The following is a 13,217-nucleotide window of genomic DNA, read 5'->3' on the forward strand; positions in this document are numbered from 1 at the left end:
TCACTCCTCCAGCACGGCGGCCGTGATCCGGTGCAGCGCGAACGTGTGCAGCATCTCCGTCCGGTCGTCCTCGGCGCGCAGATAGCCCGCGCCGATCGACACCGGCCGGACCAGCCGGGACGCGGTCGCCCCGTGCGCGTCGACGTAGCCCACCCAGACCAGCGCCTTGTCCCGTACCGCCTGCTGGAGCACCGCCAGCGCGTCGCCGTGCCCGGACACCGGTGTGGGACCACCCGTCGCCGTCGGGGCGCCGCGGACCACCGCCGGGGCCCGCCGTGCGGCCCGGGCCGCCGCCTCGCCGCGGCGGATCTGCTCCACCACGCCGAGCAGGCGGGGCATCGGCAGCTTCGGCGTGGCGAGCGGGTCGACCGCACGACCGCTCGCGGTACGGGCCGGCGCCCGCCGGGTCTTCGGGCGTGCCAGCACCATCACTCCGCTGGCGTCCTCGGGCACCGGGGCGTACCCGGCGTCGCGCAACGCGGTGAGCATCCGGTTGACCTGGTACGGGGTGACCAGCACCGTGGGCGCGAGCCGGCGGAACGCCAGCGGCTCCAGTCGCCGGTCCGCCTGGACCTCGCTGAGCAGCGCCTCGTCGTCGCTGCGCACGTACGCGCCGGCCGACCCGACGCGCAGCCCGCCGTGCTTGCGGGCCGCGTCGTCGACCAGGTAGGTCAGGCCCTGCGGCACCGGGGTGCGCGACCGTCGGCGGAACAGCGCGTGCAGGTCGTCGGCGGTGTAGCCGGCGTCGAGCGCCCGCCTGATGCTCGCCGTGGTGACCCGGTGCACGCTGGCGCCGCCCGCCGACTCGTGCTCGGCCACCACGTCCAGCTCGGCGGCGAGCGCCGGGTCGGGCGGGCCGGGCACCACCACCGTCAGGTCGGCCTGCACCAGGACGTGGTCGACCGGGGCGGGCAGCAGCGCGTCCAGCGCCCGTACCGTCGTCGAGGCGTCGCCCGACTCGGCGTCGGAGCGCAGCCCGAGCGGGTCGTCGCCGCGCTCGTCGGCCTCGGTCAGCTCGGCGAGCAGCAGCCGCCCGTACGAGGTGAGCGCTCCGAGCCCGGTCACGCCCAGCGTGGCGGCCTCGGCGAGCACCTCCCGGTGCGCCGCCTCCCGACCCCGGGCCCGCCGGGGCGCGCGCCAGTCCAGCAGCTCCAGCACCTCGTCCGGGGTAGGGGCGGTGCCGGGTGGCAGATCGGCCAGCACGGCGAGCACCGCGCGCCGGGCGGCCGGGGCACCGGCCCGTTCCGCCTCGGCGGAGAGCACCGAGATGGGCCGGTCCCGGTCGTCGCGCTGGCCGATCAGACCGGCCTGGCGGGGCATCGACATCCAGGCGCGGGCGAGCTGCTCCCAGCGCTGGGCCAGCGACACCGCGCGCCACACCTCGTACCCGCCGGTGGGCAGGATCTGCTGGTCACCGCCGTACCGGGTGGTGGCCGCGCCGGTCAGCTCCATCTCCCCGGTCAGCCCGGCCGCGTACGCCACCTCGAACAGCAGCGCGGTGGTCGGCTCGTCCAGCCCGAGGCCGCGGGCGAGCCGCCGCAGGTCGCGGACGCTGACGCCGCCGGAGCGCAGCACCGGGGCGGGTTCCGCGGTCAGCGCCTCCAGCATCGCCTCGATGTGCCGGACCACCTCCATGGTCTGCCCGGCCCCGGCCGAGTCGACGGACTTGACCTCGCGCGGCGGCCCGGACACCGCCGGTGGGCTGGTGCGCAGCGGGCCGAGCGGACCGGCGTCGCGGCGCAGCACCAGCCCCACCTCGCGGGGCAGCTCGACGGTGCCGTTGCGGCCGCCGGACATCCGGACCAGCAGCCGGTGCTCGACCAGCCAGCGGATCGGCGAGCCGGTCGGGGCGCCGCCGTTCACCAGGTCCGGCGGGAGCACGTCTTCGGCGCCGGTGGCGGGGGCCTCCAGCGCGCCGGGCGCCACGGTTCCGACCGGTGGCCCGGCGGCGAGCCGGTCCAGGACGGCACGGGCCGAGGGCGGCGCGGACAGCAGCGTTCGCCGCAGTTTCGCCGGGTCCGCGCAGAGCGCGGCCGCGCGCGGGTCCAGCTCCGCCGCCGGTCGCCCCAGCCCTGCCGGGTACGGGGACACCTCGTCGATGCCGCCGGCCACGCACAGGGCGTGCTCGGGGCCGTACAGCAGGAACCGGGCCCGGAGCCGGTCGACGGCGGCGCGGACCGCTGTGGGTGCGGGCGGCTGCGGCCCGGCGGTGGCCATGGCCAGGATCTGGTCGGTGGAGGTGGCGCCCTCCGGATCGCGGGTGAGCCGGGCGGCGTCGAGGATCTGGAGGGTGAACTGGTCCAGCCCGTCGAGCGCCCGGGCCACGGAGACCCGGGACTGGGCGCGCAGGGCGAGGGCGGACACGTCGGCCGGCACCGGCACGACGAGGTCCGGCCGCAGTTGGAGCAGGGCGGCCAGGGACTCGTCGGGGAGGGCCCGCAGGTGGTCGGCGAGTGAGGTGGTCATCGTCGTACCACGCTAGCCCGCTGGGTACGTTCTCGGCATGCCTCCGCTGATGGTCGGCTTCGACCTCGACATGACACTGGTCGACTCGCGCCCCGGTATCGCGGCCGCCTACCGGGCGTTGACCGAGCGCACGGGCGTGCCGGTCGACGCTGACCTGGCCGTCTCCCGGCTGGGCCCGCCGCTGCGTACCGAGCTGGCGCACTGGTTCCCGCCGGAGCGCGTCGAGGAGGCGGTGACGCTCTACCGGGAGCTGTATCCGGCGTACGCGATCACTCCGACCGTGCCGATGCCGGGTGCGGAGGCCGCGCTGCGCGCTGTGCGGGAGCGCGGTGGGCGGGTGATGCTGGTGACCTCCAAGATCGGGCGGTTGGCGAAGCTGCACCTGGACCACCTCGGGCTACCAGTGGACGAGCTGGCCGGGGACGTGTTCGCCGAGCAGAAGGCGGTCGCCTTACGCGAGCACGGTGCCACGCTGTACGTCGGCGACCACGTGGCCGACATGGCCGCCGCGCGGGCGGCGGGAATCCCGGGCGTGGCAGTGGCGACCGGTCCCTGCCCGGCCGACGAACTGACCGAGGTCGGGGCGTACCTGGTACTTGATGATCTCGTCGAATTCCCGAGGGCGCTGGACCGGATCATCGGGCTAGCCTTGGAGGGGTAGACGGTTCGAGTGGAGCGGGGTTCAACAGGTGCCGACGGGTCGAGTGAAGTGGTACGACGCCGCCAAGGGGTACGGGTTCGTCACCAGTGACGAGGGTGGCGACGTGTTCCTGCCGAAGGGCGCGCTACCGGCGGGTGTCGCCGACCTGAAGGGTGGCCAGCGGGTCGATTTCAGCGTGGTCGACAGCCGGCGGGGCGCCCAGGCGATGGGGGTCAAGCTGCTGGAGGCCCCGCCGTCGGTGGCGGAGCTGCGCCGCCGGCCGGCGGAGGAACTTCACGGCCTGGTGGAAGACATGATCAAGGTGCTGGAGGCGAAGGTGCAGCCGGACCTGCGCCGGGGTCGCTTCCCGGACCGCAAGGCCGCCCAGAAGATCGCTCAGCTGGTCCACGCGGTGGCGCGCGAGCTGGAGGTCTGAGGCACGAGCCCGGCGTCGGCGGCCCGGCCCAGCAGCGCCTCCACCGCGGCGAAGCCGGCCTCTCCCAGGTCGGCGGTGAACTCGTTGACGTAGAGGCCGATGTGCCGGTCCACCACGTCGGGCTCCATCTCCTGCGCGTGCGCGAGGACGTACTCCCGGCTGGCCTCCGGGTCGGCCCGCGCCTGGCGTACCGACTCGCGGATCCAGGCGGCGGCCTCGACCGGGTCGACAGCGCCCCGCCGGGCCAGGATCGCGCCGAGCGGGATCGGCAGCCCGGTGTCGCCCTCCCACCACTCGCCCAGGTCGACCAGCGCGGTCAACCCGTGCCGCGGGTAGGTGAAGCGCGCCTCGTGGATGACCAGGCCCGCGTCGTACCGGCCGGCGGCCACGCCCGGCATGATCTCGTGGAACGGCACCACCTCGATGCGCGCCGGGGCCTGGCCGGCCGCCCAGAGGCGGAACAGCAGGTACGCCGTGGTCCGCTCGCCGGGCACCGCCACCGTCGCGCCGGACAGGTCGGTCCGGTCCCCCCGGGTCAGCACCAGCGGGCCGCAGCCCCGGCCAAGCGCGCCGCCGCAGGGCAGCAGGTGGTAGTCGTCGAGCAGCCAGGGCAGCGCCGCGTAGCTCACCTTTACCAGGTCGAACGCCCCCTGCTCGGCGGCGGTGTTCGTGACGTCGACGTCCGCGTAGGTCACCTCGACCGCGGGCGCGCCGGGCACGCGGCCGTGCACCAGGGCGTCGAAGACGAACGTGTCGTTGGGGCAGGGGGAGATCGCCAGGGAGAGCGCCACTGTCCCACCGTAACCCCGGCGCCCGGCCCGCCGGTCACGGCGTCCGGTGTGACGTCCAGCCGTCCCGGTGCAGCCGCTCGATGCCGTCCAGCAGCAGGTCCAGCGCGAACTCGAACTCGAACTGGTCGTCGCAGCCCGGCCCGACGACGGAGTCGTCGTCGTGGGACGCCGCCGTGGCGATGGCCGCGAGGTTGGGGAACCGGGCGGCCGTCTCCGGCGGCAGATCGGCCGGCGCCTCGGGCACCGTCGCGCCGGACCGGCCGGCCTGCCGGGAGGCGTCGAACAGTTCCTGGCTGAAGCCCAGCACCCGGCTGCCCAGCGCGTGCATGACGTGGTGGGCCAGGTCGGTGGAGAATCCGCCCGCCCGCAACGCGCCGACAGTCGAGTCGAGGTAGGCGAGCACGGCCGGTGTGGCCATGGTCCGGGACTCGATCGCCAGCGAGGCCCAGGGGTGGCGGAGCAGCATCCGTCGCGCCGACAGGACGCGGCGGCGGATCGCCTGCTTCCAGTCGCCGGCGGCCGGCGGGTCGATCTCCGCGACGACGATGTCGATCATGCCGTCGAGCAGTTCGTCCTTGTTGGCGACGTGCTTGTAGAGGGCCATCGGCACGACGCCCAGATCCTGCGCGAGGTTGCGCATGCTGAGCGACTCGATCCCGGTCTGGTCGGCGAGCGCGACGGCGGCACGCAGGACGCGGTCCCTGGTCAGGGGTGCTCGGCGAACCGTTTCCACCTGCTCAGCCATGTCGTCCCCAGTCCTCCCGGTGGCCGTTGACACAGTAACCGCCTTGACTGGTGTACGGCGTACACCTAGCCTGGTCCTATCAGGGTGTACGCCGTACACCTGGGAGGGAGTGGGACATGAAGGCGATCGTCCAGGACCGGTACGGCCCCCCGGAGACACTCATGCTCGCCGACGTCGAGACGCCCGAGCCCGGCCCCGGTGACGTCCTCGTCCGGGTCGAGGCCGCCGCGTTGAACGCGTACGACTGGCACGTCATGCGCGGCGACCCCCGGCTGTCGCGGCTGGCGTTCGGCCTCGGGCGGCCCCGGGCCCGCGTCCGTGGCCGCGACTTCGCCGGCCGGGTCGAGGCAGTCGGCGCCCAGGTGCGGCAGGTGCGCCCCGGCGACGCCGTCTTCGGTGACCTCGGCGAGGCCGACGGCGCGTTCGCCGAGTACGTGCGCGTACCCGAGCACCTGGTCGCGCCGCGGCCGGCGAACCTGACGCCGGCGCAGGCGGCGGCCCTGCCGCTCGCAGGCGTCACCGCGCTCCAGGGGCTGCGGGACGCCGGGCAGGTCCGGCCCGGTCACCGCGTCCTGATCAACGGGGCCTCCGGCGGCGTCGGCACGCTCGCCGTCCAGCTGGCGAAGGCGCTCGGCGCGACGGTTACCGGCGTGTGCAGCACCCGCAACGTCGCGCTGGTCCACTCGCTCGGCGCGGACCACGTGGTCGACTACACCCGCGACGACTACACCCGCGCGGGAGACCGCCACGACGTGGTGTTCGACCTCGTCGGCAACCACTCCCTGACCGCGCTGCGGCGCGCGCTCACGCCGGCCGGGACGCTCGTGCTCTCCGGCGGCGGCGTCTACCGCGGCGGCAGCCTGCTCGGTCCCGTCGGGCTGCTGGCGCGGGGACGGCTGCTGGCGCCGTTCGTCCGGCAGCGCGTCGTCGTCCTCGCCACGTCACCCGGCCGGGCGCACCTCGACGCGCTGCGCGAGCACGCCGAGGCCGGCCGCCTCACGCCGGTCGTCGACCGCGCCTACCCGCTGCACGAGGTGCCCGAGGCCGTCCGCTACCTGGAAGCCGAGCACGCGCGAGCCAAGGTCGTCATCACGGTCTGAGGCCGTCCGTCCCCAGCCCGACGAGTTGTCCACAGGGTTGTCCACAGGTGGACAAGATCAGTGGAGGGCGGCAGCGGCGGTGGTGAGCGCGGTGAACGCCTCGCGCATGCGCCACGCGCTCCGGTCGCGCGGGCCGATCGGGTTGGAGACGGTCCGCAGCTCGGCGAAGGGCACACCGGCCTGGGCGGCGGCGACCGCCACGCCGTACCCCTCCATGGCCTCGGCCACCGCGTCCGGGTGCCGTCCGGCGAGCGCCGCGGTGCTGGCGGCGGTGCCGGTCACCGTGCTGACGGTGAGCACCGTGCCGACCGTGGCCCCCGGCAGCGCGGCGCGCAGACGGGCCAGCAGGCCCGGATCGGCGGGCACGGTCCGGCCACCGCCCAGCAGCTCGGGAGGCATGCCCAGGTCCTCGACCGGGATGAAACCGCCCGGCGACTCGGCGCCGAGGTCGGCGGCGACGCTGCGGTCGGCGAGCACCGTGCCGCCCACAGCGACCCGGCCGACGAACCCTCCGGCGATGCCGGCGCTGACCACCGCCCGGTACGGCCGCCCAGCCGCCTCGGCCAGCGCCAGCAGCCGCGCCGTGGCAGCCCCGGCGACGGCCGGGCCGACCCCGACCGGCAGCACCGTGACATCCGGCGGCGTCACGCGCGATGTCGTCCGGTCCGGTGCGGTGAGCCCGGCACGGATCGCCTCGGCCTCGGCCGGCACGGCCGTGACCACGAGCAAGCCGCTCACGCCACCGGCCCCCGGGGATCGCGCCGCTCGGTGTCCTCGACGCCGCCGGGGCCGCCCACCGAGGAGGACGGCCGGTAGATGTGGAAGCCGGGCGGCGCCAGCCCGTCGTCGTCCGGCGGGCCAGGGCGCTGCGGCGCCGGTGACGTGGGCGCCGGGTCGTCGAACGAGGTGGCGGCCGGTTCCTCGGCCCGGGCGGCCTGCTCCGCCCCCAGTTCCTCGTCGCCCAGCGGCCGGCCGGCCAGTTCCTCGTCGCCCAGCGGCCGGCCGGCCAGGTGCTCGCCGCGCAGCTTGCCGGCGACCAGCACGCCGCGTACGGCCACCAGCGCGGCCACCACGGCGGCCACCGTCACGCCGACCAGGCCGGTGAACGGCACCAGCCCGAGCCCGCCCCCGGCCACGAACGCCAGCATCAGCGCGGTCTCCGAGTGCGCGAACGAGCTGGCCCGCAGCCGCTCCGGGATGCGTTCCTGGATCGAGGCGTCCACCGCGAGCTTGGCGATCCCGCTCATCATCGCGGCCACCAGGCAGAGCAGCGCCACCATCGGCAGCGAGAACTTCAGCGCGGCGAGCACCGCCACGCCGGCCACCACTATCGTGCCGCTGGACTGCAGGGCGGTCGGCCGGTGGATGCGCAGCCGCGTGCCGAGCGCGGTGGCCAGGAACGTGCCGACCGCCAGCGCGCCGCCGACCAGGCCCAGCGCGCCCTGGGCGCCGAGGTCGCGGCCGAAGAAGTCGGTGGTCAGGTCACCGGCCTTGATCGCGAAGGCCAGGAACAGCAGCAGGAAGCCGTAGAGCCCGCGCAGCGCCGCCGCGCCGATCAGCGTGGCGATCACCAGCCGGCCGCTGGGGCGGCCCCGGCCCAGCGGGCGCTCGCCGTCCCGGCGGCGCAGCGCGCGCAGCGGGTGCGGCAACCGCTCGGGCGGCTCGGAGTCGGCCTTCGGCGGCAACCGGAGCGAGATCACCATGCCGATCACGAAGATCACCGAGGCGACCCGAAGCGGCCACTGCGGCCCGAACCAGAACGCGGCCAGCCCGATCGGCGCGACGAGCGCGCCGGCCACCGTGCCGTAGACGCTCGCGCGCGCGCCGACCTGGGACAGCCCCAGCCCTTCGGGGAGCAGCCGCGGCACCGCCGCCGAGCGGGCCACCCCGTACGCGCGGGAGAGCGCGAGCACGCCGAACGCCGCCGGGTAGAGCCCGAAGCCGCCGATGTAGTCGGAGATCAGCCAGGCCAGGAACGCCCGGCCGAGCATGGTGGCGGCCAGCGCGTACCGCCGGCCGTGACGGAAGTGGTCGAGCAGCGGGCCGACCACCGGGGCGAGCATGGCGAACGGAACCATGGTCACCAGCAGGTAGAGAGCCACCTTGTTGCGCGCCTCGCCGAGCGGCACGTCGAAGAAGATCGTCCCGGCCAGGCCGATCGCGATGAGCGTGTCACCGGCGCAGGAGAGCGCGTGCAGGTCGAACAGGCGGACCATGCCCACCTCGTTGCCCGCGCTGCGGGCCCGGGCGGTGCCGGCCCGCCGGGTCATCCAGCGCCCGCCGCGCATCGAGCCCCGCAGCAGCAGCCGGGTGGCGCGGATGCCGGTGCCGACGGTCCGCCCGAGGAAGGAGCGGCCGGAGCGGGAGGACAGCGCCATGCGTCCCATCCTCGCCCATCCGCTTCACGTGTGCCGCATCACCCGGAGAGAATGACTCCGGGGGAGTGCCTGTCGCTCGTGGACGGGCATGGGGAACAATGGTCGGGTGACCAGGCCCGCCTCCGCCCGCGCTCCCCGGCTCGACCAGGTCTGCGCCGCCGCCGTCGAGGTGGCCCGCGACGCGATCACCGAGGTGGAGCCCACCGACATCGGCGATCATCTCCAGGCGGTCGCCGAGGGCGATCGGGTCGTCACCCACTACTTCGAGTGCCGGATGGCCGGTTATCGCGGCTGGCGCTGGGCCGTCACCGTCACCCGGGTGCCGCGCAGCCGGCACGTCACCATCTGCGAGACGGTGCTGCTGCCCGGCCCGGACGCGCTGCTCGCCCCGGGCTGGCTGCCCTGGCAGGAGCGGCTCAAGCCGGGCGACCTGGGCCCTGGCGATCTGCTGCTCACCCCGGCCGACGACGAGCGGCTCGCTCCCGGCTATCTGCTCTCCGACGACCCGGCCGTGGAGGAGACCGCCTGGGAGCTGGGCCTGGGCCGCCCCCGGGTGCTGTCCCGGGAGGGCCGCGCCGAGGCCGCCCAGCGCTGGTACGACGGCGACCACGGCCCGGACGCCGCGATCTCGGCGGCCGCGCCGGCCGCTGCCCGCTGCGGCACCTGCGGCTTCTACCTGCCGCTCGCCGGTTCGCTGCGCCTGGCCTTCGGTGCCTGCGGCAACTTCTACGCCCCGGACGACGGCCGGGTGGTGAGCGCCGACCACGGGTGCGGCGCGCACTCCGAGGCGCTTGTGGAGACGCCGGAGACGCCCGTCGACGAACTGCCCACCGTCTACGACGACAGCGCGGTCGAGGCGATGACCGTGAGCCGGGCCCTGGGCTCGGTGGAGGCGGCCGAGCCGGCGGAGCCGTACGGCCACCCCTGACCGGTCAGGGCTGTCGCAGCGTGGCGGCCGCGCGCCGGCGACGCCGGTTGGCGTCGTGCCGCATCATCACCGCCAGGCCGGGAAAGCCCCACAGGAAACCGGCGAGGCAGGTCCAGAGCCAGTTCTGACGCCCGGATTCGGTGAGCCAGTCCCGGAAGAAGACCAGTAGCACCAGGCCGGCCACCGCCCAGGCGATCAGCCCGGCGACGGCGAACGGCACCATCGGCGGGTCGAGCGGCTCCGGCCGCGGCTGTTGCTCCTGTGACACCGGCCCAGCGTACGTGATCGTTCTTCCCTGCCTGGTGGGTGATCTGGGACGATGCGCGCGACAAAGTCCAGCCGATGACCTAGATGAGGACCAGATGTCCATTGCTCCGCCGCCGGATCACGCCACGCCGCCCGATCCGGCGCACCCACGAAACGCCTTCGACCGCTTCTTCGAGATCTCGGCACGCCGGTCGACGCTGAGCCGGGAGATCCGAGGCGGCTTCGCGACGTTCTTCACGATGGCGTACATCGTGGTGTTGAACCCGCTGATCCTGGGCAGCGGGAAGGACGGCGACGGGCGTTCGCTCGCGATTCCGGCGCTCGCCGCCGCGACCGCGCTCGTCGCCGGCCTGATGACCATCCTGATGGGCGTGGTGGCCCGGTTCCCGATCGCGCTCGCGGCCGGTCTCGGCGTGAACGCGCTCGTGGCGTACGAGATCGCGCCGCAGATGACCTGGGCGGACGCGATGGGCCTGGTGGTCATCGAGGGTGTGCTGATCGGCATCCTGGTGCTCACCGGACTGCGTACCGCGGTGTTCCGCTCGGTGCCCACACAGCTCAAGACCGCGATCGGCGTCGGTATCGGTCTGTTCCTGACCATCATCGGCCTGGTCGACGCCGGTTTCGTCAGGCGGGTGCCGGACGCGGCGAACTCCACGGTGCCGGTGGGGCTGGGCATCAACGGCAAGATCGTCAGCTGGCCGATGCTGGTCTTCGTGGTCGGCCTGCTGGTCACCCTGGTCCTCGTGGTACGTCGGGTCCGGGGCGCGATCCTGATCGGCATCCTGGCCTCCACCGTGCTGGCCATCGTGGTCGAGGCGATCGCCAACGTCGGCCCGTCCTTCGTCGACGGCAAGCCGAACCCGAAGGGCTGGGCGCTGAACGTGCCCGAGCTGCCCAAGCAGATCGTGGACCTGCCCGACCTGTCGTTGCTGGGCCAGTTCAACGTGCTCAACTCGTGGAGCCGGGTCGGCTGGCTGGTGCCGCTGATGTTCATCTTCACGCTGCTGATCACGGACTTCTTCGACACCATGGGCACGATGGTGGCGATCGGCCAGGAAGGGGACATGCTCGACGAGACGGGCACCCCGCCGAAGGCCAAGGAGATCCTGCTCGTCGACTCGATCGCCGCCGCCGCTGGTGGCGCGGCCTCGGTGTCCAGCAACACCTCGTACATCGAGAGCGCCGCAGGCGTCGCGGAGGGCGCCCGGACCGGCGTGGCCAACCTGGTCACCGGCGCGTTGTTCCTGCTGGCCATGTTCCTGGCGCCGCTGTCGCTGATCGTGCCGTTCGAGGCTGCCTCGACGGCGCTGGTGGTGGTCGGCTTCCTGATGATGACGGCGGTCCGCACGATCGACTGGACCGACTACGAGATCGCCATCCCGGCGTTCCTCACCATCGCGCTGATGCCCTTCACCTACTCGATCTCGAACGGCATCGGCGCCGGCGTGATCAGCTTCGTGCTGCTGAAGGTGGCCAAGGGCAAGGCCCGCGAGGTCCACCCCCTGCTGTACGGGGTCGCCGCGCTGTTCGTCGTGTACTTCCTGCGCGGGCCGGTCGAGTCCGTGTTGCTCTGACGCTGGTGAGCCTGGTCATAACGCATGTCGTTAGCCAGGCTCATTAGTTAAGCTAACTAGTTGTGACGGAGCGAACGGTGACGGCGAGACGCGTGCCACCGGCGCAACTGGCCCCTCAGTTGCAAGATGCGATCACCCGGCTCAACCGGCGGGTCCGACAAGCCCGGCCGGTCGGCGACCTCACGGTCACCCAGTTGTCGGCGCTCACCAGCCTCAAGCTGGCGGGCGCCCTCACGCCACGGGAACTGGCGGACGTCGAACGGGTGCAGCCGCCCACGATGACGAAGATCGTCGCGAAGTTGGAGGAACGCGGCCTCGTGCAGCGTACTCCCCATCCGACCGACGGACGGCAGGTCATCCTGGCGGCGACCGAAGGGGGACGGGCCGTGCTCGACCAGTTCGAGCGGGCCCGGAACGAATGGCTGGCCATCCGGCTGGCCGCACTGACCGAGGACGAACGCGACACGCTGCAACGGGCCGCGGAAATCCTCCAGGGCATCGCTCGCGCCTGACACCGCCGACCGCGGTTCGCTTCGTCACACGTGGATGAAGCGTACCGACGCGAGGAGGCGCACCTAGAGTGCAGGCCAAGCTGAGCACGATGTTCCAGTCCCTACGAGTCCGTAACTACCGACTCTTCGCCACCGGACAGCTGATCAAACTGATCGGCGTCTGGATGATGTTCATCGCCCAGGACTGGCTCGTCCTCGAGCTCAGCGACAACTCCGCGACCGCCCTCGGCGTGGTCGTCGCGTTGCAGTTCACCCCCGTCCTCCTGCTCACGCTGCTGTCCGGCCGGCTCGCCGACCGCTACGACAAGCGGATGCTGCTCTTCGTCGCCAACGCGTTCTGGACCGTGCTGGCGCTCGCCATGAGCGTCCTGGTCCTCACCGGCCTGGTGCAGCTCTGGCACGTCTTCACGTTCGCCGCCCTGCTCGGCGTCGCGAACGCGGTCGAGACGCCGGTCCGTCAGGCGTTCGTCTCCGAGCTGGTCGGCATGTCGCTGCTGCCGAACGCGCTCTCGCTCAACGCGGCAGTGTTCAACTCCGCCCGGATCGTCGGCCCGGCCGTCGCCGGCCTGGCCATCGCCGCCGTCGACGTCGGCCCGGTCTTTCTGGTCACCGCGCTCAGCTCGATCGCCCCGCTGGTGAACGTCGTCCGGATGCGTACCGAGGAACTGCACCGCAAGGACCTGCCGCCGGTCGGCGAGCGGGACCAGGCCCGGGTGGTCGACGGCCTCCGGTACGTGGCGCGGCGCCCGGACATCCTGCTGCCGATGGTCCTCATGTCGGTGATCGGGATGAGCCTGTTCAACTTCCAGCTCACCCTCGCCGCGCTCGCGAAGACCGTGTTCAACACCGGCGCCGCCTCGTTCGGCCTGTTCAGCACCGCCCTCGCGGCCGGCGCGCTGGTCGGGGCGCTGGCTGGCACCGGACGGCGCAGCCGGCCCTCGGTCTGGCTCGTGCTCGGCGCCGCGATCGGCTGCGCGGTCTTCGGCACGCTCGTCGGGCTCGCCCCGGCGTACTGGCTGGTCGTGACGCTGCTGCTGCCCGCCGGGTTCTTCATGATCTACTTCGCCCAGGCGGCCAACCAGCGCGTACAGCTCGGTGTCGACGAGTCCTTCCGTGGACGGGTGATGGCGCTGTGGGTGCTGGTGTTCCTGGGCACCAACCCGGTCGGTGCGCCGGTGATCGGCTGGGTCGCCGAGACGTACGGCGCGGGCGCGAGCATCTGGGCCGGCGGCCTGATCTCGCTGACCGCCGCGCTGCTGGCGCTCGCCTGGCAGCTGCGCCGCTCCGGCGCCCGGCTGCGGCTGCGGATGCTGCCCCTGCCCCGGTTCTACGTGGTGTCAGCCGGCGCGAAGTGACGCCGATAGCCGACCGTACCGG

General features: G+C 73.5%; 13 protein-coding genes. 7 read left to right on the forward strand and 6 right to left on the reverse strand.

Annotated elements, in window-relative coordinates:
- On the reverse strand, positions 1 to 2,466 hold the full coding sequence (locus ACFYON_RS05090) for a helicase-associated domain-containing protein (protein WP_354868056.1): 2,466 nt from the start codon (positions 2,464 to 2,466) through the stop codon (positions 1 to 3).
- A 37-nt stretch (positions 2,467 to 2,503) separates the two neighbouring features.
- On the opposite strand from ACFYON_RS05090, the gene ACFYON_RS05095 reads away from it, so the two are divergent.
- Positions 2,504 to 3,127, forward strand: coding sequence for an HAD hydrolase-like protein (locus ACFYON_RS05095; protein WP_354868058.1), 624 nt, complete (start codon positions 2,504 to 2,506; stop codon positions 3,125 to 3,127).
- Between the two features lie 28 nt (positions 3,128 to 3,155).
- Complete coding sequence (locus tag ACFYON_RS05100; protein WP_073826071.1) at positions 3,156 to 3,542, forward strand: cold-shock protein; 387 nt, start codon at positions 3,156 to 3,158, stop codon at positions 3,540 to 3,542.
- On the opposite strand, the gene ACFYON_RS05105 is transcribed toward ACFYON_RS05100, so the two are convergent.
- The gene (locus ACFYON_RS05105; RefSeq protein ID WP_354868061.1) at positions 3,503 to 4,333 is read right to left on the reverse strand and encodes a 1,4-dihydroxy-6-naphthoate synthase; all 831 of its coding nucleotides are present in this window, start codon (positions 4,331 to 4,333) and stop codon (positions 3,503 to 3,505) included. The two genes, ACFYON_RS05100 and ACFYON_RS05105, sit on opposite strands and share 40 nt — an antisense overlap.
- 34 nt (positions 4,334 to 4,367) lie before the next feature.
- Positions 4,368 to 5,078, reverse strand: a complete 711-nt coding sequence (locus ACFYON_RS05110) for a TetR/AcrR family transcriptional regulator C-terminal domain-containing protein (RefSeq protein ID WP_354868064.1) — start codon at positions 5,076 to 5,078, stop codon at positions 4,368 to 4,370.
- Between the two features lie 116 nt (positions 5,079 to 5,194).
- Between ACFYON_RS05110 and ACFYON_RS05115 the strand changes: the two genes are divergently transcribed.
- Positions 5,195 to 6,178 carry an NAD(P)-dependent alcohol dehydrogenase gene (locus ACFYON_RS05115; protein ID WP_354868067.1) on the forward strand — a complete coding sequence of 328 codons (984 nt, stop codon included), beginning with the start codon at positions 5,195 to 5,197 and terminating at the stop codon, positions 6,176 to 6,178.
- Between the two features lie 57 nt (positions 6,179 to 6,235).
- On the opposite strand, the gene ACFYON_RS05120 is transcribed toward ACFYON_RS05115, so the two are convergent.
- Positions 6,236 to 6,916, reverse strand: a complete 681-nt coding sequence (locus ACFYON_RS05120) for a futalosine hydrolase (RefSeq protein ID WP_354868070.1) — start codon at positions 6,914 to 6,916, stop codon at positions 6,236 to 6,238.
- Positions 6,913 to 8,556: an MFS transporter gene (locus ACFYON_RS05125; RefSeq protein WP_354868073.1), complete on the reverse strand. Its 1,644-nt coding sequence runs from the start codon at positions 8,554 to 8,556 to the stop codon at positions 6,913 to 6,915. Before ACFYON_RS05125 ends, ACFYON_RS05120 begins: the two co-directional genes overlap by 4 nt.
- Before the next feature lie 88 nt (positions 8,557 to 8,644).
- Between ACFYON_RS05125 and ACFYON_RS05130 the strand changes: the two genes are divergently transcribed.
- Positions 8,645 to 9,484, forward strand: a complete 840-nt coding sequence (locus tag ACFYON_RS05130; protein WP_354868076.1) for a DUF3027 domain-containing protein — start codon at positions 8,645 to 8,647, stop codon at positions 9,482 to 9,484.
- 4 nt (positions 9,485 to 9,488) lie between these two features.
- On the opposite strand, the gene ACFYON_RS05135 is transcribed toward ACFYON_RS05130, so the two are convergent.
- A complete protein-coding gene (locus ACFYON_RS05135; protein WP_354868079.1) occupies positions 9,489 to 9,752 on the reverse strand; it encodes a DUF2530 domain-containing protein in 264 nt (87 codons plus the stop codon).
- Positions 9,753 to 9,846: 94 nt separating this feature from the next.
- Here ACFYON_RS05135 and ACFYON_RS05140 point away from each other — a divergent pair, with 94 nt between their 5' ends.
- The 3 genes from ACFYON_RS05140 to ACFYON_RS05150 all read left to right on the forward strand — a co-directional run bounded on the left by ACFYON_RS05140 (position 9,847) and on the right by ACFYON_RS05150 (position 13,195).
- Positions 9,847 to 11,328 (forward strand): NCS2 family permease, encoded by a 1,482-nt coding sequence (locus ACFYON_RS05140; protein ID WP_354868081.1) that lies wholly within the window; start codon positions 9,847 to 9,849, stop codon positions 11,326 to 11,328.
- 62 nt (positions 11,329 to 11,390) lie between these two features.
- Entirely contained in the window at positions 11,391 to 11,840 is a 450-nt protein-coding gene (locus ACFYON_RS05145; protein WP_354868084.1) for a MarR family transcriptional regulator, read from the forward strand.
- Positions 11,841 to 11,908: 68 nt separating this feature from the next.
- On the forward strand, positions 11,909 to 13,195 hold the full coding sequence (locus tag ACFYON_RS05150; RefSeq protein ID WP_354868086.1) for an MFS transporter: 1,287 nt from the start codon (positions 11,909 to 11,911) through the stop codon (positions 13,193 to 13,195).
- The last annotated feature ends 22 nt before the right edge of the window (positions 13,196 to 13,217 follow it).

Source organism: Micromonospora sp. NPDC005686 (genome assembly GCF_042871665.1).
Taxonomy (GTDB): domain Bacteria; phylum Actinomycetota; class Actinomycetes; order Mycobacteriales; family Micromonosporaceae; genus Micromonospora.

Coding starts and splice junctions, on each gene's coding strand:
- ACFYON_RS05110 (WP_354868064.1), bottom strand. CDS start 5,078: ATGGCTGAGCAGGTGGAAACGGTTCGCCGAGCACCCCTGACCAGGGAC.
- ACFYON_RS05095 (WP_354868058.1), top strand. CDS start 2,504: ATGCCTCCGCTGATGGTCGGCTTCGACCTCGACATGACACTGGTCGAC.
- ACFYON_RS05140 (WP_354868081.1), top strand. CDS start 9,847: ATGTCCATTGCTCCGCCGCCGGATCACGCCACGCCGCCCGATCCGGCG.
- ACFYON_RS05125 (WP_354868073.1), bottom strand. CDS start 8,556: ATGGCGCTGTCCTCCCGCTCCGGCCGCTCCTTCCTCGGGCGGACCGTC.
- ACFYON_RS05130 (WP_354868076.1), top strand. CDS start 8,645: ATGGGGAACAATGGTCGGGTGACCAGGCCCGCCTCCGCCCGCGCTCCC.
- ACFYON_RS05115 (WP_354868067.1), top strand. CDS start 5,195: ATGAAGGCGATCGTCCAGGACCGGTACGGCCCCCCGGAGACACTCATG.
- ACFYON_RS05090 (WP_354868056.1), bottom strand. CDS start 2,466: ATGACCACCTCACTCGCCGACCACCTGCGGGCCCTCCCCGACGAGTCC.